This window comes from Mesorhizobium sp. CNPSo 4688 (genome assembly GCF_057784295.1).
The window spans coordinates 278,575-296,380 of record NZ_JBWLUY010000005.1; the positions used below are offsets into that span (position 1 = coordinate 278,575).

Genomic DNA, 17,806 nt, shown 5'->3' on the forward strand with positions numbered 1-17,806 from the left:
CTCGCTTGCCTGCGTTGGATTGTAAGGGTATGCGCTAATGCTACAGGGCAGCAACTTGAGCAGGCGCAGCCGATCAGATGGAAGACACGTTCCGACCGTTTGAGCTGCCGCGCGTGTCGGTGGTTATCACCAGTCACAACTACCGGCCCTATGTCGAGGACGCGATTCGTTCGGTCCTGACGCAAACCTATCAGAGATGGGACTGCGTCATCGTTGACGATGCCTCGACCGATGGCTCGGCCGAACATATCCGGCAACTCCTCCAGACAATAGACGATCCGCGCTTTCGTCTGCTGGTCCGTTCCGAGAATGGCGGGCAAATCGCGGGATTTCGCGACGGCTTCGCAGCGACCGATGCGCCGTTCGTAGCGTTCCTTGACGCGGATGACGTCTGGCTGCCGGATTTTCTGCTGGCGCATATTTCGGCCCATCTCAATGCAGTGCGCTCTGCGGCGCTGTCCAGTTCAGACGTGTTCCTGGTCGATGGCGACCGAACGTTGCTGGGCGGCACCTATGTCCTGTTGCGCAAGCCGCGTCCGAAGCCGGATAGCCTCGGGACCATCATCCCGGCCGGCAAGGAGCTTGGCGAGATGGCGCCCGAGTTCGCCTATGCATCGGATCATCCGGTCATCTATTTTGGGCCAGGGGTCTATGGCTGGATGTGGGCGCCGACATCATCGATGGTTTTCAGGCGTGGCGCACTGGAACCGGTTCTGGCGTTCCCCTTCAAGACCAGGATAGGGACCGACTATCTGGCTGCGACATGCGCGCATCTGTCGGCCGGCAGCCTGCTCTTGTCGGAATGTCTCGGCCTCTATCGCCTGCACGGCGCCAACGCATCGGCCGGCGTCTCCTATGCCGGAGGCCACGTGCAGCAGTCGGCGGCCTATCGTACGCATGAGATCACGTTGGGTACGGATGTTCTCGACTATGTGCTCGCCAATGCCGAGCGGCTCGGTGCCGTCAATGGCCGCGAGTTCGTGCCTGGATTCCTGGCGCAACACATCAGGCGGTTCGGCCGCCTGGGAGATGATCCGCGCGTCCCGCCCTTTCTGGATCGCAGAGGCCGGTTGCGATGGCTGCGCAAGCGCGTCACCCGCTCTTTGCGGCGATTGATCGGTCGGGCTTGACGGTCCCGAATGCGGCTGCCTGAGGCGAAAATATCTCAGGCGCCTTCGACGACCGAGAAGCCTTCGAACTGCGGATGGCCGAGATAGTGCACCTTCGAGGTGCCGGCGTTGCGGTGGGCGGCGCGGAAATTCTCGGATTTGGTCCAGGCGACAAAATCCTCATGGCTTGCCCACACCGTGTGCGAGGCAAACAGCGTGTAGCCCTCGGTCTCGTTGACCGGGCCGCGCAGCAAATGGAATTCCCTAAAACCTTTCATCTCCGAGAGGCTGGAATCGCGGTTCTTCCAGACATCCTCGAAGGCGGCCTCCGAGCCGTTCTGGACCTTGAAGCGGTTCATGGCGATGTACATTGGCGTCCTTTCTGAATGGGTTACCTCGGGCATTGAAGAGATTGCGGGGCGCAGATTCTTAAAACGGACCGATCCGCGCCCTGAACACCCAGCTTGATCTGCCGGTCTCCGGTGGAATGGGCGGGAAGGGCGCCTGCTGGCGCACCAGCTTCAAGGCGAATTGGTCAAGCTCATCCGACCCTGAACTTTCGGCAAGCTGTACCTCGCCGATGCTGCCATCGGCCATGACGACGAAGACGACCCTGGCATTGTTGCTGGCCTTTTCTTGAATCGCTTTCGAAACGCGGCGGTTGGCGCGAGCAAGCTTCTTTTGAATTTCACCGCTGTAGCGGGCTTCCATCGCATTGCCGGCCGCGCCCTGTTTTTTGCCCTTGCTAGCAACCGCTGGCGCGTCGCGCTCCTCGCCATCTGCCGCGCCGCGAACCTCTCCCGATCCGGCTGGTGCGCTTGGCCTCGGGCTCGGGACCGGCGGCTTGGCGGCAGGCAAATCAACAGGAGGCTCGGCGGCGGGAGGCGCCTCTGAACTTTGCGGTTGAACCGCTGGCGGTGTCGACCTCTCAACCGCTGGGGCGACACTTTTATCATTCGGGATGGCGGCCGTCAGTGTATCTGGAGCGACGGTTGCCTGTTCGGCAGCCTCCGGCGCAGGCTTGGGTGCCGGCGGCTCCTTGACGGATTGAGGCGCCTCGGTTGGCGGGGCGGGTTGAACAGCCTCGGGCTTGGGCGGCTGCGGATCGGTCACCAAGGCGACATCGATCGCGTCGGGCGCCTGGCTATCCAAAGCGCTGCCGACCACGTCGGCGCCCGGTTGATCGGTGCCTTCGGATTGTATCGCGTTGCTTGAATCGAATGTTCCAGCCGGCGCGATAAAAAACGCCGCCGCTGCCGCAGCATGGAACAGGCAGGAAGCGATGATCGCCATCGTCCATTTGCGGTCTCCTGCTGACGGACGCGCCTGCTCAAGCGGCACGGGCGGCGCAATCGCCAGTTCGTTGCCGGCGTCGTCGGGGAGGGGGCTGATGTCCTGCATGTGTCGCGGCGAGACCTGCCGCGAGCGAGGCGGGATTGTCAAATCAAGATCGGTTGCCGGCCATGACGGCGGGCCGGAGACGGGCCAAGCCGCGCTGTTGTGCTTGAAGGTGGGATGCAGGCCCACCTCAGACGCCGAAAGCGATACCGGTCTTGGTCTGCGTCTTCAGACCGCGCATGCAGGCTTCCGGCTCCACGCCGGTGCCGGCGCATTCGGTGGCGCTGTTGATCAGCACGCGGCTGAGTTTGGTGCAGTTGGTGCCGGCGAGGTCGAAGCGGGTCACCTTGGTCTTGCCGGCGGGCAGATCCTTGAAGTCGAGCACGCTCAGACGGTCGACGACGCCGGCCTCGTTGAACAACGCGATCTCGAAGGCCGCCTTGGACAGATCGGCGCCGAGCGCATTGTTGACGACGAAAGTCAGGCGGCAACCCTTGTCGGAGGGCTGCGCGGCATTGAGTTCGAGGCTGAGTTGCGGCGCCGGCGCGGGCTGCGCCCACGCCGACGCCAAGCCAAGCGACATCGCCAGCGTCGAGGTCAGGAGACGAAGCGATGTCGTCAAGCTTGTCATGGTGTCAGCCTCCAAAGCGCATGGTTGCGGCCAGCTTCAGCGTGATGCCGGGCTCGTAGATGACGGCGGTGGTGCCGCCGTTCAGCGGGTTGGTGTATTTGACATCGAACAAATTGTCGGCGCGGAAGTCCACCTTCAAATTGTCGGTTGCCTGGTAACTGGCGAAGGCGTTGACCAGCGTATAATCCTTGGCAACAGGATTGCCCTTCGGCTTGCCGTTGTACTGCACCTCGCCGCCGACTGTAAGCTTGTCCTCGAGGAAGCGGAAGCCGAGCTGCCCGGTGACCTGCGAGGACGGGATGGTGGCAAGGTCGGCCCGCTCACCTTCATAGGAGATGGTGTGGCCGTTGATGATCGAGGCCGAGAGCCCGGCATAGCCCCAGGCGGCATCGTAGACGCTTTCCAGTTCGAAGCCGTTGATCTTGGCCTGGGCGAAGTTCTGGTACTGGAAGCAGATCGGGATGCCGGGGCCGAACGGGCAGCCGCTGGTCGGGTCGAACGGCGACAGCGTGACGCCCTCGATGTAGTCGTCGACATCATTGTGGAAGTAGGCGGCCTTAAGCCGAAATGCGTCGCCGGCTTCGATGATATCGTTCAGCTTGTAGTTGACGCCGAATTCGGTGGTCTTGCCGGTTTCAGGCCGCAGGTTCGGGTTGGGCAGGAACGGGAAGGTGACGCCGGCCGGATGATTGCCGCTGATCAGCGTCTCCGTCAGCGACGGCGAGCGGTAGCCTTCGGCGTAGGTGCCATAGAATTGCAGGCCAGCCAGGCTGGCGCTTTCGAAGGGCGAGAGGCCAAGGGTGATGCGCGGCGACAGCCTGTCGCCTGAGGTTTCGTTGTCCGAATCCTTCAGGCTGTAATTGTCGTAACGCAGACCGGTGATGACTTCGAGCCAGTTCCAGCTCAGCTTGTCCTGGATATAGGCGCCCGAAACGTTGCGCTTGCCCGACGGCGTGTAGAAGCTGTCGCCGCCCGACGTGCCGCCGGTCTCGACATCGTCGCCGACCCAGTCGCCGCCATAGGTCAGCTCGTGCGCGATGCCAGCGGTCTCGAAGCGCGACGTGTTCCAGATGTCGATGCCGGTGGTGCCGACATCGAAGGTCGACGTCGAGCCTGCCGGAAGCACGACGGGGAGGCCGGTGACCGGATCGAACCGGTTTTGCGGAACAAGCGTGGTCAGGTCGAGATTGGTCTTGTTGTAGGAGGCGTTGATGTGGAGATCGAGCCAGCTCTTGGCGTCGTCGGTGATATTGTAGCGGGCGGTGAAGGTGTTCGACTTCAGGTCGACGTCATTCGCCGGCACGCTGCCGCTGGTTTCCGTCCAGCCATCGTTCGAGCCGACCCAGCCGAGCTTCAATTCGCTGTTTTCACTCGGGCGGATGGTGGTCTTGAGCAGGCCGCTCAGCACGTCGAAGCCGGTGCCGGCGACGGTGTCGCCGCTGCCATTCTTGTAGTCGTCGTAGTCGCGGTAGACGATATTGCCCAGGACGTCCCAGTTGTCGTTGAACTTGTAAGCGCCGCTGGCGCTGGTGGTCCAGCCCTTGCCGTTGCTTTCATAGCGCCCGGTGACCGATGCGCCCCAGGTTTCGCCCGGCCTGAGGAAATCCTCCGCATCCTTGGTGTCGAAGAAGACGACGCCGCCAATGGCGCCGGAGCCATAGGTGTTGGCGACCGGTCCGCGGATTACATCGACGGATTTGATGAGTTCGGGATCGACATAGAAGGTCGACTGCGTGCCGTGGTCGGAGCGCTGGAAATTCTGCCTGGCGCCGTCGACGATGACCGCGACGCGGCCGAAATCCTGCAGGCCGCGGATGTTGATGCTGGAGCTGACGCGCCGTGCGTCGGCCTGCGCGGTGACGCCCGGCACGCCGAGCAGCATTTCATTGGGTGTCGTCGCCATGCGGCGGTCCAGCTGTTCCTGGTCGACATGGCTGGCCGAGGCCAGCGATTCGATTGCCGTTTCGCCGGTGCGGCTGATGACGAGGATCTTGTCGAGCAGTGTCACGCCGGTAGGCGCGGGCTTGGTGTCCTCGGTTTTCTTGGTCTGGTCGGCCTGTTGCTGGTCAGCGTCTGGGTGAGCGGTTTGTTGAGCGCCGGCTGGCGGCGTCAGCAGCACGATCACTGCCACTCCCGCAAGCAGAACTGCCACTGTCTTTGCCATAGGCCGATGCGCCGGATCGGCGTTTGCCAGATCCAGTCGTCCACGATTTGCCAACCCCATTGCCCCAACTCCAGGTTCGATGCTGGCTGGCGGCGGCGCTCGCTGGCATTTTTCATTTCGTCCGGCGTCTTAAATCTTGACTCATTTAGTCCTGTAATGCACTGACTAGTAAACATGATTATTCGAGTCAAGAAATTAATCGGCATTTTTGCAACGCCTAGCCAGACGCCCGGCACAGGAAAGGGATAGACAGAAATGAACACCCACAATCCCAACGACTTCCGTTACCGCGTCCGCCGTTCCGAGGAGACGCCGACCCGCTTCGACCGGGTGCCGCTGGCGGTGAGGACCTTGTCGTCCAACACGCTGTTCCAGGGCGAGCACGAGATCGGCATCGAGCACCATGGCGCGCTCTATCGGCTCAAGATCACCCGTCAGGGCAAGCTCATCCTCAACAAGTAACGAACCAGACAGGGCAGACAGGTAAGCAGGACATGGACCAGCGCGTAAAACCCGCTCCGCATGAAATCCGACGGGCGCGGGCAGACAATCCGAAAGCGCGCGAGCGCGACCTTGCCGCCGAGCTCGGTATTTCCGAGGCAGAACTGGTCGCTGCGCATTGCGGCGACGGCGTCGTGCGCGTCGAGCCGCGCGTCAATGATCTGCTGACCGGCCTCGACGCCGTCGGCGAAGTGATGGCGCTGACCCGCAACGAAAGCGCGGTGCACGAGAAGATCGGCGTCTATGACAAGGTCGTGCCGGGCACGCACAATGCCATGGTGCTCGGCGAAAACATCGACCTGCGCGTCTTTCCGAAAGTCTGGGCGCATGGTTTTGCCGTGGAAAAGCGCGACGGCGGCGACATCCGCCGCAGCCTGCAATTCTTCGACGCGGCAGGCGATGCCGTGCACAAGGTGCATCTGCGGCCGGCGTCCAATCTCTATGCCTACCAGAAGCTGGTGGCGGCGCTCGAATCGTCGAACCAGGAGCCGACCGTTTCTGTCGCAGGCTTGGCCGAGGACGACGCCGAAACGCCAGGCGTCGCCGCAAACATCGATGATCTGCGTGACCGCTGGAGCCGGCTGACTGATGTGCACCAGTTCTTCGGCATGCTGAAGGCGCTGAAACTCAGCCGCCGCCAGGCCGTGCGCATGGTCGGCCAGGATTATGCCTGGCTGCTCGACAATGACGCCGTCAGCGCCATGTTCCATCATGCCGCCGCCGGCGGCATGCCGATCATGTGCTTCGTCGGCAACCGCGGCTGCATCCAGATCCATTCAGGCCCGGTCAAGTCGATCAAACCGATGGGGCCCTGGATCAACGTCCTGGACGAGACCTTCCACCTGCATTTGCGCACCGATCACATCCAGGAGGTCTGGGCCGTGCGCAAGCCGACCAAGGACGGTCATGTCACCTCGCTCGAAGCCTATGGCGCCGACGGCAAGATGATCATCCAGTTCTTCGGCAAGCGCCATGAAGGCGAGGGCGAGCGCGACGACTGGCGGTTCCTGGCCGAAAACCTGCCGCGCATTCCAAGCCCGACGCAGCCTGAGGACCCATGACCATGTTTTCTTCTCCCAAGCTGTTCAGCTTGCGGCTTGCTCCGGCGATCGGCCTTTCGCTGCTGATTGCCGCCTTGCCAGCACGCGCCGCTGAAGGCGTTGCCGTGTTTGCCGACACGTCGCGGATCGCGGCGATCGGCGGCTCCATCACCGAGATCGTCTACGCGCTTGGCGAAGAGGGCCATCTCGTCGCCCGCGATTCGACCAGCCGCTACCCCGCCGCCGCGATGGCGCTGCCCGACGTCGGCTACATGCGCCAGCTGTCGGCGGAGGGTGTTTTGTCGGTCAATCCGTCCGGCATCCTGGCGCTGCATGGCAGCGGGCCGAAGGAAGCGGTCGATGTGCTGAAAAAGTCGAGCGTACCGTTCATCGACGTGCCCGAGCACTATAGCCATGACGGCATCCTGGAAAAGATCCGCATCGTCGGCAAGGCGCTCGGCGTCGACGCCAAGGCCGAGACGCTTGCTGCCGAGACCGATGCCAAGCTGAAGGCGGCCGAAAAACAAACGGCGTCGATCAAGGAGCGCAAGCGCATCCTGTTCGTGCTGTCGATCCGGGGCGGCAAGATCCTCGCCGCCGGCAGCGACACTGCCGGCGACGGCATCATCAAGCTCGCCGGCGCGGTCAATGCGGTCGAAGGCTTTTCCGGCTACAAGGCGATGTCCGACGAGGCCATCGTCACCGCCAGGCCCGACGTGATCCTGGCGATGAAGAATGCCGGACCGCCGATTGCGGAGGCTGACCTGTTCGCCATCCCGTCGATCACCTCGACTCCGGCGGGTGAAGGCCGCAAACTGATCCTGATGGACGGCAGCTATCTCCTCGGCTTCGGGCCGCGCACGGCCAACGCCATCCACGATTTGGCCGTCTCGCTCTATGGCAGTCAGGTCACGGACTGAGCCGATGGTGGATCAGTCGATCGCCGGCGCGGCGAGCAAGGTGGTGGCCGAAGGCGATCGTTCGGGGCGCGCGCGCCTGGTTATTTTGCTCCTGTGCCTGGTGCTTGCGCTTTCCATGTTCCTGTCGCTGACATCGGGCGCCTCCGATGCGTCGGCCGTCGGCGTCATTCGTGACTGGCTGATCGGCGCTGTCCCAGCCGATGCTGCACTCGCCGCTCGCGACCGGCTGATAGTCTACGACATCCGCATGCCGCGCGTGCTGCTCGGCGTGCTCATCGGGGCGGCACTGGCTGTGTCGGGCGCGGTGATGCAGGGCCTGTTTCGCAATCCGCTTGCCGATCCCGGCCTGATCGGCGTTTCCGCCGGATCGAGCCTGGGCGCCGTCGCCGTCATCGTGCTTGGGACGACCTGGCTGGCGCCGCTGACTTTGGCGCTGGGCAGCATGGCCTTGCCGCTCGCCGCCTTTTGCGGCGGCCTCGCGGTGACGCTGGTGCTCTACCGCGTCGCCACGCGGCAGGGGCGCACGTCGGTCGCCACCATGCTGCTTGCCGGCATTGCGCTCGCCGCCCTTGCCATGGCGCTGACCGGCATCCTCATCTTCATGGCCGACGACCGGCAACTGCGCGACCTGACCTTCTGGCAACTGGGTTCGCTTGGCGGCGCCACCTGGCCGAAGATCGCCTCCGTCGGCCCGATCATCGTTCTGGCGCTGGCGGCAATGCCGTTTTTGGCCCGCGGGCTCAATGCGCTGGCACTTGGCGAGGCGACCGCCGGCCATCTCGGCATCCCGGTGCAGCGACTGAAATACACCGCGATCGTCGGCGTCTCGGCGGCAGTCGGCGCTTCGGTCGCTGTCAGCGGCGGCATCGGTTTCGTCGGCATCGTCGTGCCGCATCTGCTGCGGCTGCTGATCGGTCCGGACAATCGCTATCTCTTGCCGGCCTCGGCGCTGCTCGGCGCCTCGATACTGCTTCTGGCCGATGCCGTCGCCCGCGTCATCGTGGCGCCGGCCGAATTGCCGATCGGCATCGTCACCGCGACCGCCGGCGCGCCGTTCTTCCTTTGGATCCTGCTGCGCAAGCGCGGCGTAATCGACTTGTGAGACTTGAAACCTGTGAGGCGGGCATGATCGAAGCACGCAATGTCTCGGTGGCGATCGGCGGCAAGCGCATTGTCACCGATGTCGATTTTGTCGCGCGGCCGGGTGAGATCGCGGCCATCGTCGGGCCCAACGGTTCGGGCAAGACCACCTTTCTGAAGGCCTTGTCGGGCGATCTGGCGTTTACCGGAATGGTTGCCGTCAACGGCCTCGACCTCGCCGCGATGAAGCCGGTGGAGGCCGCTATAGTGCGTGCCGTGCTGCCGCAGGCGACGACGCTGTCCTTTCCATTCACGGTGCGCGAAGTGGTCAGGCTCGGCCTTGTCGGCGGCCGCTCCGGCGTGCTGCCGGGCGAAAACGAACGACTGCCGGAGCGGGCGCTGGCTCGTGTGGATCTCGACGGCTTTGCCGGCCGGTTCTACCAGGAGCTTTCGGGCGGCGAGCAGCAGCGTGTGCAACTGGCACGCGTGCTGTGCCAGGTCTGGGCGCCGGTGCTCGACGGCAAGCCGCGTTATCTCTTCCTCGACGAGCCGGTTTCCAGCCTCGACATCAAGCACCAGCTGATCATCATGAACATTGCTCGCGATTTCGCCCGGCGCGGCGGCGGCGTGATCGCCATCCTGCACGACCTCAATCTGACGGCCATGTATGCGGACCGGGTTTTCGTCATGCATCGCGGCAGGCTCGCCGTTGACGGTTCGCCGCAAGAGGTGCTGAGCGACGACCTGATCGAGAAGGTTTTCGATTGCCGGCTACGTGTCGGCGTGTTGCCGGCCACCAATATGCCGTTTGTTTTGCCGCAGTCGGCTGCCTAGGAAGGTCAGGCGGCCGGAGCGCGCTGCACCAGCATGTCGATGCCGAGCAGATGGCGCACATTCGGCCGCGCTGCCACCATATCGGCGATCGTGTAGCGGGAGAGTACGGCAAAGAAGGCGTTGAGCGCTTCGCGCAACGCGGAGTTCAGCGCACAGCTGTCGACCAGCGGGCATTCGGCAGCATCGTTCTCGAAGCACTCGGCCATGGCGAAGCTCTCTTCGGTCACCCGCACGACGTCGAACAGGTTGATCTGCTCGGCGGGACGGCCGAGCCTGACGCCGCCATTGCGGCCGCGCACCGTCTCGACCAGACCATGCTCGACCAGCGGCTGTAGGATCTTGAACAGGAAAAGCTCCGACACAGAATAAGCGGCCGCGATCTCCGGAATGCGGCTCAGCCGTTCGGTGTTTGCCGCGCAATACATCAGGATGCGCATGGCGTAGTTGGTCTGGCGCGTTAACCGCATTTCATTCCTCACCCAAGTGCTGGCGCATTGGAACTGCGCCAGATTTTAGATTTGTGCTGGTGCGGCTTTCTCACCCGGAGTTTCGGATTCGCCCACACTGGCCTCTTGGGAATATGGCCTATACCTTGGAACAATTCCAGACTGGGATTGCGTGATAGATGAATATTCCTGTCAACTTTGTGTGCGCAATAGGCATGTCTTGAGGCGAAATCGGCCGTCCGGTCATGTCACGGGCCGAAACAGTCCCTAAATACCCCTGAGATCGACGAGGAGCGGCCCACAATGTCTCAATCGGCTCCGTCCCTGGCGTCCGGCGGTTTCGACACCGAGGCGGGCGCCAAGCTTTCCGCTCTGCGGTGGACAAAGTTCCTCGCCACGGCCGCGCTGGCGCTTTGCGTCGTTGTCTTTGCCGTGGCCAAGTCGTTCGAGCGCACGTATCCGTGGCTGGGCTTTGTCGCGGCCTTCGCGGAGGCGGCGACCATCGGCGGCCTGGCAGACTGGTATGCGGTGGTGGCGCTGTTCAAGCGGCCGCTCGGCCTGCCGATCCCGCACACCGCCATCATCCCGGCGAACCAGAACCGCATCGCCGACAATCTCGGCCGCTTTATCGAGGTCAATTTTCTGGCGCCCGAGCCGGTGCGCAAAAAACTCGCCGAGGTCGATTTTGCGGTGCTTGTCGCCGACTGGCTGACTGACGCCGAACGCTCTGCCGGCCTGTCGCGCTTTGTCGTGCGGCTGGTGCCGCAAACGCTTGCGGCAATCGAGCAATCCGGCCTGCGCGGCTTCGTCACCAGCCGCATGCTGGAGCAGATCGACAAGGTGCCGCTGGCGCCGCTGGCCGCCGAGCTGCTGTCGGCGCTGACCGACGATCGCCGCCACCAGAAACTGTTCGATGAGTTCACTCGTGTGATCGGCCGATTCCTGAACGACGAGGAAGCGCTGGCGACCATGCGCGAAAAAATCCGTGAGGAACTGCCATCGCTGTTCAACCTGTTCCGCGCCGACGCGTATCTGCTGAAGAAAATCGTAGCGTCCGCCGGTTCGCTGCTCGACGAGGTGCGAGCCGATCCCGATCACCCGATGCGCGCCGAATTCGACCGTTTCGCACATAGCTTCATCGAGCGGCTCAGGACCTCGAAGCAATACGCCAAGCGGGCCGAGAAACTGAAGCGCGATTTTCTGGCGCGGCCGGAGGTCAAGGCCCTGGCCGGCGACACGTGGGAGAGTCTGCGCCTGTTCATCGAACAGGACGCCAAGGCGGAGAATTCGATTGTCCGCGAGCATCTCGCCAACATGTTCGTCGAAGTCGGCCGCCATCTTGCCGGCGATCCGCAGATCAGGGCCGACATGAACCAGGGCTTTGTCGTGGCGCTGGCCTCGTTCGTGGAGAGCCAGAAAAGCGGCGTGTCGACATTCATCGCCGACCAGGTCAAGCGTTGGGACCTTGCCCAGCTGACCAGGCTGATCGAGATGAACATCGGCAGGGACCTGCAATATATCCGCTTCAACGGCATGATCATCGGCGGCCTTGCCGGCCTGGTGCTTTACACGGCGGAGCTGTTGTTCCTCGCCGGCTGAAGCGGGCGCTTCGCCTTTGCACCGCCAAATTGCGTTGCGCGGGCGAATGGACACGCGGCGCGCGAGTGCTATTGTCCACAACAGGGTTCAGCATTTGCGCAAACTGGGGAGCAAGCGACCAATGGCCAAACAACCCGAATCCGATTCTTTCCTGGACATGTTCAGCCGGTTCGGCCGCGACCTGAAGGTGCCGAATGTCGAGGCGATCCTCGCGCATCACCGCAAGAACCTCGAGGCGCTGGAGAAATCGGTGCGGGCGGGGGCTGCCGGCGCGACCTCGCTTCTGTCCCGGCAGCGCGAGATGCTGCAGGACACGCTGCGCGAAATCAGCGACATGGCGCAGAACTACAAGGCGCCGGGCAATCCGCAGGAGCTGATGACCAAACAGGCGGAGTTCGCCAAGAAATCCTTCGAAGCCGCCCTGAAAAATGCCAGCGACGTGGCCGAGCTGGTCAAGAGGTCCGGCACCGAATCCGTCGAAATCCTGCGCGAGCGCATCAAGGAAGCGATGGAGGAAATCCGCTCCGGCTACGAGAACAAGAAGTGATCTTAGGCACGGCCTGACCCGGCGCCCGCCGCCTCTGCACAGACGGCCGTTTGCGGCGCATGGCCATGGATGAGGCGTGCCGTTCGGCGGAAAATGACGGAACGGAATCGCAACAGGCGAATTGACAGGGGCGGTCGGTTCGTGGTCCGAGGCATTTGGAGCCATCGGGAAAGCAGGAATGACGGAAATACGGCCGAAAACGCCGCCGACCTTTGAGCAGCTAAGGGCGATGGCCGGGCAGGAGCTCGGCGTGTCGGAATGGACGACGATCGACCAGAGCCGCATCAACCAGTTCGCCGAATGCACCGGCGACCATCAGTGGATTCACGTCGATCCGGAGCGGGCCAAGCGGCAAAGCCCGTTTCGCACAACGATCGCGCATGGCTATCTAACGCTGTCGATCATCGGCGCACTGGCGCTCGATCTGGGCGTCGTGCCCGAAAACACGCAAGCCGCCTTCAACTACGGCTTCGACAAGGTGCGATTCCTGGCGCCAGTCAGGGTCGGCGCACGAATCAGGCTGCGCTCGACGCTGTTGTCGGTGGAGGACAGGGGGCCGGGCCAGTATCTGATGAAGGCCGCCAACACCGTCGAGATCGAGGGCGAGCAGAGGCCGGCCCTGACTGCCGAAACGCTGGTCATGCTCTATGAGCGCCGCAAGCGGGCCGCAACTTAAGCACCCTACCTTCGATCACGATGGCTGTTGCCGCGACGATGACCTGCCGGCTGATCGGGCCGATAGCAGCGCCAGCAACAGTGCAGCCACTGCCATAGCCGTTGCTGCCTGAAAGGTGACGTGCATTCCGTGCGCGGCTGCCGCTGAGGCCGACACCTCCTGGCCTTGCCGCCCTCCCGTCGATGCGGCCGCAAAGATGGCGCCCATCAGCGATGCGCCGGTGATCAGGCCGAGATTGCGCGACAAATTGAGCAGGCCCGACACGACGCCGCGCTCACCGGCGGCGACACCGCTCATGACGGCCGCATTGTTGGATGTCTGGAACAGGGCGTAGCCGAAGCAGGTGACGGCGATCGGCATGACATAGCTGGCGACGCCGAGGTTTGTCATGGCGAGCGACAAAAGCGAGGTGCCGATGGCGAAGGCGAGCAGCCCGGCGATCATCATCCTGTTGGCACCGAAGCGATCGGTGAGGCGGCCGGCGATGAGCGCCGAGAGCGCCGAGACCAGCGGACCGGTCGACAGCACCACGCCGACCATCGCGGCGTTGAGCCCGAGCCCGCGCGACAAATAGAACGGCGCGACCACCAGGGTCGCCATCATCACGGTGGCGACGATGAGGTTCATGGCGAGGCTGGCACTGAGCCGGATGTCGTACAACCGGGCAAGCCGGATCAAGGGATTCTTCGCCCTCGTCTGCGTAACGCCGAACGGAAGGACGCCGATACCGGCCGCGACCAGCAGGCCGATGTTGAGGGTGCCGAAATTGCCGCGACCGAGCGTCATGGCCAGCGCGTAGGCGGCGAGCGTCAACGCGAGCAGGGCAGTGCCCACCGCATCGAAGCTGCCTCGATCGGCTTCGGCAGGCGTGCCGCGGGCAGCCAGGGCCAGCCAGGCGAGCGCGAAGGCCGCGACGCCGAGCGGGACATTGACGAGGAAGATCGCCCGCCAGCCGAAGCCGGCGATCAGCAAGCCGCCGAGCGAGGGGCCGAGCGTCGTGCCGATCGCCGACATGGCGCCGAGCAGACCCATGGCGCTGCCAGTTCGTTCCTTGGTTACGGTCTCCGCGACAAAGGCCAGCGTCAGCGCCATCATCAGCGCCGCGCCAAGCCCTTGCACGGCGCGCGCGGCGATCAGCAGCCACAGCGTCGGCGCCAGGCCGCAGAGCACCGAGGCCAAGGTGAACAGCGCGATGCCGCCGAGCAGCAACGGCCGGCGGCCGAACATGTCGGCCAGCCGTCCGGCGCTGACGATCAGGGCGGTGATGGCCACCAGATAGGCGAGTACCACCCATTGCACCGACTGGAACGACGCGCCGAAGGCCTGCATCAGCGACGGCAGCCCGACGCTGGCAATGCTGGTTCCGAGCGACGACAGCAGCGTGGCCAGCGACAGGCTGGCCAATGCCAAGAGAGGAGACTGGGCCAGGACAGCGGACTGCGTTTGTCGCGGCACCGATGCGCGCTTGTTCTGCTCAGCAATTGCCATGGCGATCTCCTTCTTTCCGGTCCGGGAAACGGACCTGTTGGAGATCTAATTTCTTCGGCAGCATGGCGAAAGGCGCAGCATTTGCATTTTATTCGTGCATCAAACGCCATGTCATGTGTTACAATCCGCTGATGACATCGCCCGATCTCAATCTGCTGTTCGCGCTCGACGTCCTTTTGGCCGAAGGCAGTGTGGCGCGCGCCGCGAGCCGGCTGCGGCTCAGCCCTTCGGCGATGAGCCGCACGCTGGCGCGGCTGCGCGAGGCGACCGGCGATCCGCTGCTGGTTCGGGCCGGCCGAGGCCTGGTTCCGACCCCACGGGCGGAGGAATTGCGCCAGCAGGCTGGCCGCGTCGTTGGGGATGCCGAGGCGTTGCTGCGCCCTGCCAGGCTGCTCGATCTCGCTGGCTTGGACCAGATCTTCACGCTGCGCACAAATGAAGGGTTCGTCGAGGAGTTTGGGCCGCGTCTTGTCGCCCGCATCCAGGCGGAGGCGCCCGGCGTGCGGCTGCGCTTTGCGCCCAAAGCCGACAAGGATGTTGCCTCTCTGCGCGACGCGGACATCGATCTGGAAATCGGCGTTGCAGGCGAGACGGGACCGGAGGTTCGCATCCAGGCGTTGTTCCGCGACCGCTTCGTCGGCGCCGTGCGAGCGGGCCATCCCTTGAGCGAAGGTGCGGTGACGCCCGAGCGTTACGCCGCCGGCCGCCACATCAGCGTTTCAAGGCGTGGCCGGGAGAGGGGACCGATCGATGAGGCGCTGGCGCTGCTTGGCCTGCAGCGGACTGTCGTGTGTATGGTCTCCGGCTTCTCGGCAGCACTCGCCATGGCGCGCGCTTCCGATCTGATCGCCAGCATCCCCGAACGGCATACGCAAGGCGCACGCGCCGGCATGGTCAGCTTTCCGCTACCGGTCGCCACGGTCGAGGTGACCATCTCGATGCTGTGGCATCCGCGGCTCGATGCCGATCCGGCACAACGCTGGCTGCGTGAGTGCGTACGGGAGGTCTGCGCGGCCTCTCGGTGAGCGATCAGCGCGCCATGGCCGTCTCGAGCACCCGGAAAATCCGTTCGTCTCCGCACTGGGCAACGTTGAAGCGCAGGAAGCGGCTGGCGGTTCCCGACAGGCTGAATGCGTTGCCGGGCGCCAGCACGATGTTGTCGGCCAAAGCACGGCGGGCGATGTCGGCGGCATCCACGCCATCGGGCAGGCTACACCACAAAAACAAGCCGGCGGGTTGGTCGATCCATGGCGTGATGCCGATCGCCTTCAGGCGCGCGCCCGTCTCGCCCATGGCGCGGGAAAGGCGCGCCCGCAGCAGATCCATGTGCTTGCGATAGCTGCCGTCCTTCAACAGCGTCAGCACAAGCTCGGCCGCCAGCCGGCCGCCGCCGAAAGTGGTGGCGATCTTGAGATCGGTAAGCTGCTCGATCCAGTCGCGCGGTGCGGCGATGAAGCCGCAGCGCACAGAAGCCGACAGCGTCTTGGAAAAACTGCCGATATGGACGACGCGGTTGAGGCCATCGAACGCCGCCAGCCGGGGCGCGGGGCTGTGCTCGAAATCGGCGAAAATATCGTCCTCGACGATGGTCAGGTCCGACTGGTCGGCGAGTTTCAGCAACCGATGCGCCGTGACCGGCGACAGGATCGCGCCGGTCGGGTTGTGGATGGCGGAGTTGGTGATGTAGAGGCGCGGCCGGTGCTCGGCGAGCGCCTGCGCGAACAGCTCGATATCAGGCCCCGTTTGCGTGTAGGGGACGCTGACGACCTTGGCGCGGTGGGCGCGCAGCAGCGCGTGAAAATTGAAATAGCAGGGGTCGTCGACCAGCACGGTATCGCCGGGCTCGATCAGGAACCGGCAGAGGAGATCGATGGCCTGCGTGCCCGACTCCGTCAGCATGATCTGTTCGGGGGAAACGTCGATGCCGTGCCCTTCCATGCGCCGCGCCAGCAATTGCCTGAGCGGCGGCAGGCCGAGCGGCGTGCCGTAATCGGCAAGCGCGACGTCGTCGGCTCGCGCCACAGTGCGCAACGCCCGGCGCAAGGCCGACTGCGGCATCCACGAAGCGGGCATCCAGCCGCAGCCGGGTTTCAGCATCTCGCTGCCGGCGTCCAGCGACTGGCGCGAGACCCACAGCGGATCGATGGCGCGGTCGAGCCGCGGACCGATCTCGGCCAGCGACAGCGGCGCCAGCGATCCGGCGGCATAGAAGCCTGAGCCCGGCCGCGACCGGATCGCGCCTTCGGCGGCAAGCCGCTCATAGGCCTCGACCACGGTCGACTTGGACACCTGCATGGCTTTGGCGAAGGCGCGGATCGAGGGCAGCCGCGCGCCCGGCGTCAGGCTGCGCGCGGCAATCCGCTGACGAATGGTCGCCATGACAGTTTCGACCAGCGTGTGGGAGATGGGCGTGGTCGCGGCAAGGGCGTCTGCAGGGTTGGTTTTGAGAGCGAGTTCGGTCATCTGTATTGCTCAATCGACCATTACAGTTTTGCGAAATTGTACCGCATTGTCTCTGGCAGTTCCATACCCTCCGGTCCGATAGAGGGTGAAAGTAATGGAGCCTGGAATGGACAAGAGCGCGAGCGGCTGGGTGAACGGATTCGTGGGCGCGCTGATCTTTAGCGGCTCGCTGCCAGCGACGCGTGTGGCAGTGGCGGATTTCGATCCGACCTTCCTGACTTCGGCGCGCGCGGCGATTGCCGGACTACTCGGGCTGGCAATGCTGCTTCTGTTTCGGCAGAAGCGCCCGGAGCGTAGCGATTTTCTGTCGCTGGTGGTCGTGGCCCTTGGCGTGGTTGTCGGCTTTCCCTTGCTCACCGCGCTGGCGCTCAAGCACGTTACCTCTGCCCATTCCATCATCTTCGTCGGTCTGCTGCCGCTGGCCACCGCGATCTTCGGCGTGCTGCGCGGTGGTGAGCGTCCTCGGCCTGCCTTCTGGCTGTTCTCGTGCATCGGCAGCGCGCTGGTTGCGGGCTTTGCCCTGATGCAAGGCGTGACGGCGTCACCGGTCGGTGATGGCCTGATGCTGGCCGCCATCATCGTCTGCGGACTGGGCTACGCGGAAGGAGCCGCGCTGTCGCGCCGGCTCGGCGGCTGGCAGGTCATTTGCTGGGCGTTGGCGATCTCGCTGCCGATCATGCTGGTGCTGACGTTCGCGACGCTGCCGCAATCCTTTGCCGCCGTCGGCCCCGGCGCCTGGGCAGGTCTCGCCTATGTCTCGCTGTTCAGCATGCTGATCGGCTTCGTGTTCTGGTACCGCGGGCTGGCGCAAGGCGGCATCGCCGCCGTCGGGCAGTTGCAGTTGCTGCAACCCTTTTTCGGCCTGGCGCTGGCAGCGACACTGCTGCACGAGCAGGTCAGCCCGCTGATGGTCGTGGTTACACTTGGCGTGGTCGCCTGTGTGTTCGGGGCGAAGAAATTCGCGCGGTAG

Annotated in this window: 19 protein-coding genes; 11 read left to right on the forward strand and 8 right to left on the reverse strand. The window is 64.1% G+C overall.

From position 1 onward, the window contains the following. Positions 1–77 precede the first annotated feature (77 nt). Entirely contained in the window at positions 78–1,130 is a 1,053-nt protein-coding gene (locus AC04SH_RS11555; RefSeq protein ID WP_477231298.1) for a glycosyltransferase, read from the forward strand. Positions 1,131–1,165: 35 nt separating this feature from the next. Here AC04SH_RS11555 and hmuQ read toward each other — a convergent pair whose 3' ends face one another. From hmuQ to AC04SH_RS11580, 5 genes are all read right to left on the reverse strand, one after another. Next, on the reverse strand, positions 1,166–1,480 hold the full coding sequence (gene hmuQ, locus AC04SH_RS11560) for a heme-degrading protein HmuQ (protein ID WP_142865136.1): 315 nt from the start codon (positions 1,478–1,480) through the stop codon (positions 1,166–1,168). 58 nt (positions 1,481–1,538) lie between these two features. Beyond that, positions 1,539–2,510, reverse strand: a complete 972-nt coding sequence (locus AC04SH_RS11565; RefSeq protein ID WP_192257426.1) for an energy transducer TonB family protein — start codon at positions 2,508–2,510, stop codon at positions 1,539–1,541. Between the two features lie 127 nt (positions 2,511–2,637). Then, a complete protein-coding gene (locus AC04SH_RS11570) occupies positions 2,638–3,078 on the reverse strand; it encodes a hypothetical protein (RefSeq protein WP_488575103.1) in 441 nt (146 codons plus the stop codon). A 4-nt stretch (positions 3,079–3,082) separates the two neighbouring features. After that, complete coding sequence (locus AC04SH_RS11575; protein WP_488575104.1) at positions 3,083–5,242, reverse strand: TonB-dependent hemoglobin/transferrin/lactoferrin family receptor; 2,160 nt, start codon at positions 5,240–5,242, stop codon at positions 3,083–3,085. After that, entirely contained in the window at positions 5,200–5,505 is a 306-nt protein-coding gene (locus tag AC04SH_RS11580; protein WP_488575105.1) for a hypothetical protein, read from the reverse strand. Before AC04SH_RS11580 ends, AC04SH_RS11575 begins: the two co-directional genes overlap by 43 nt. Between AC04SH_RS11580 and hemP the strand changes: the two genes are divergently transcribed. Genes hemP through AC04SH_RS11605 form a run of 5 tightly spaced genes read left to right on the forward strand, consistent with a single transcriptional unit; the run spans position 5,498 to position 9,617 of the window. Beyond that, positions 5,498–5,704: a hemin uptake protein HemP gene (gene hemP, locus AC04SH_RS11585; protein ID WP_023673860.1), complete on the forward strand. Its 207-nt coding sequence runs from the start codon at positions 5,498–5,500 to the stop codon at positions 5,702–5,704. The two genes, AC04SH_RS11580 and hemP, sit on opposite strands and share 8 nt — an antisense overlap. Before the next feature lie 32 nt (positions 5,705–5,736). Then, positions 5,737–6,804 carry a hemin-degrading factor gene (locus tag AC04SH_RS11590; RefSeq protein ID WP_488575106.1) on the forward strand — a complete coding sequence of 356 codons (1,068 nt, stop codon included), beginning with the start codon at positions 5,737–5,739 and terminating at the stop codon, positions 6,802–6,804. Beyond that, positions 6,801–7,703 (forward strand): heme/hemin ABC transporter substrate-binding protein, encoded by a 903-nt coding sequence (locus AC04SH_RS11595; protein WP_488575107.1) that lies wholly within the window; start codon positions 6,801–6,803, stop codon positions 7,701–7,703. Before AC04SH_RS11590 ends, AC04SH_RS11595 begins: the two co-directional genes overlap by 4 nt. Positions 7,704–7,707: 4 nt before the next feature. Next, the gene (locus tag AC04SH_RS11600; RefSeq protein WP_477231291.1) at positions 7,708–8,805 is read left to right on the forward strand and encodes a FecCD family ABC transporter permease; all 1,098 of its coding nucleotides are present in this window, start codon (positions 7,708–7,710) and stop codon (positions 8,803–8,805) included. A gap of 23 nt (positions 8,806–8,828) precedes the next feature. Then, positions 8,829–9,617 carry a heme ABC transporter ATP-binding protein gene (locus tag AC04SH_RS11605; RefSeq protein ID WP_477231290.1) on the forward strand — a complete coding sequence of 263 codons (789 nt, stop codon included), beginning with the start codon at positions 8,829–8,831 and terminating at the stop codon, positions 9,615–9,617. A 5-nt stretch (positions 9,618–9,622) separates the two neighbouring features. Here AC04SH_RS11605 and rirA read toward each other — a convergent pair whose 3' ends face one another. Beyond that, positions 9,623–10,084 carry an iron-responsive transcriptional regulator RirA gene (gene rirA, locus AC04SH_RS11610; RefSeq protein WP_112565484.1) on the reverse strand — a complete coding sequence of 154 codons (462 nt, stop codon included), beginning with the start codon at positions 10,082–10,084 and terminating at the stop codon, positions 9,623–9,625. A gap of 282 nt (positions 10,085–10,366) precedes the next feature. Between rirA and AC04SH_RS11615 the strand changes: the two genes are divergently transcribed. The 3 genes from AC04SH_RS11615 to AC04SH_RS11625 all read left to right on the forward strand — a co-directional run bounded on the left by AC04SH_RS11615 (position 10,367) and on the right by AC04SH_RS11625 (position 12,885). After that, positions 10,367–11,662 (forward strand): DUF445 domain-containing protein, encoded by a 1,296-nt coding sequence (locus AC04SH_RS11615; RefSeq protein WP_477231289.1) that lies wholly within the window; start codon positions 10,367–10,369, stop codon positions 11,660–11,662. A 121-nt stretch (positions 11,663–11,783) separates the two neighbouring features. Continuing rightward, the gene (locus AC04SH_RS11620; protein WP_488575108.1) at positions 11,784–12,209 is read left to right on the forward strand and encodes a phasin family protein; all 426 of its coding nucleotides are present in this window, start codon (positions 11,784–11,786) and stop codon (positions 12,207–12,209) included. Between the two features lie 178 nt (positions 12,210–12,387). After that, positions 12,388–12,885, forward strand: coding sequence for a MaoC family dehydratase (locus AC04SH_RS11625; protein ID WP_112565372.1), 498 nt, complete (start codon positions 12,388–12,390; stop codon positions 12,883–12,885). A gap of 15 nt (positions 12,886–12,900) precedes the next feature. Here AC04SH_RS11625 and AC04SH_RS11630 read toward each other — a convergent pair whose 3' ends face one another. Continuing rightward, entirely contained in the window at positions 12,901–14,373 is a 1,473-nt protein-coding gene (locus tag AC04SH_RS11630; protein WP_488575109.1) for an MFS transporter, read from the reverse strand. Positions 14,374–14,504: 131 nt separating this feature from the next. On the opposite strand from AC04SH_RS11630, the gene AC04SH_RS11635 reads away from it, so the two are divergent. After that, entirely contained in the window at positions 14,505–15,398 is an 894-nt protein-coding gene (locus AC04SH_RS11635; protein ID WP_477231286.1) for a LysR family transcriptional regulator, read from the forward strand. Positions 15,399–15,402: 4 nt separating this feature from the next. Here AC04SH_RS11635 and AC04SH_RS11640 read toward each other — a convergent pair whose 3' ends face one another. Next, the gene (locus AC04SH_RS11640) at positions 15,403–16,836 is read right to left on the reverse strand and encodes an aminotransferase-like domain-containing protein (RefSeq protein WP_477231285.1); all 1,434 of its coding nucleotides are present in this window, start codon (positions 16,834–16,836) and stop codon (positions 15,403–15,405) included. A gap of 106 nt (positions 16,837–16,942) precedes the next feature. On the opposite strand from AC04SH_RS11640, the gene AC04SH_RS11645 reads away from it, so the two are divergent. Beyond that, entirely contained in the window at positions 16,943–17,806 is an 864-nt protein-coding gene (locus AC04SH_RS11645; protein ID WP_477231284.1) for a DMT family transporter, read from the forward strand.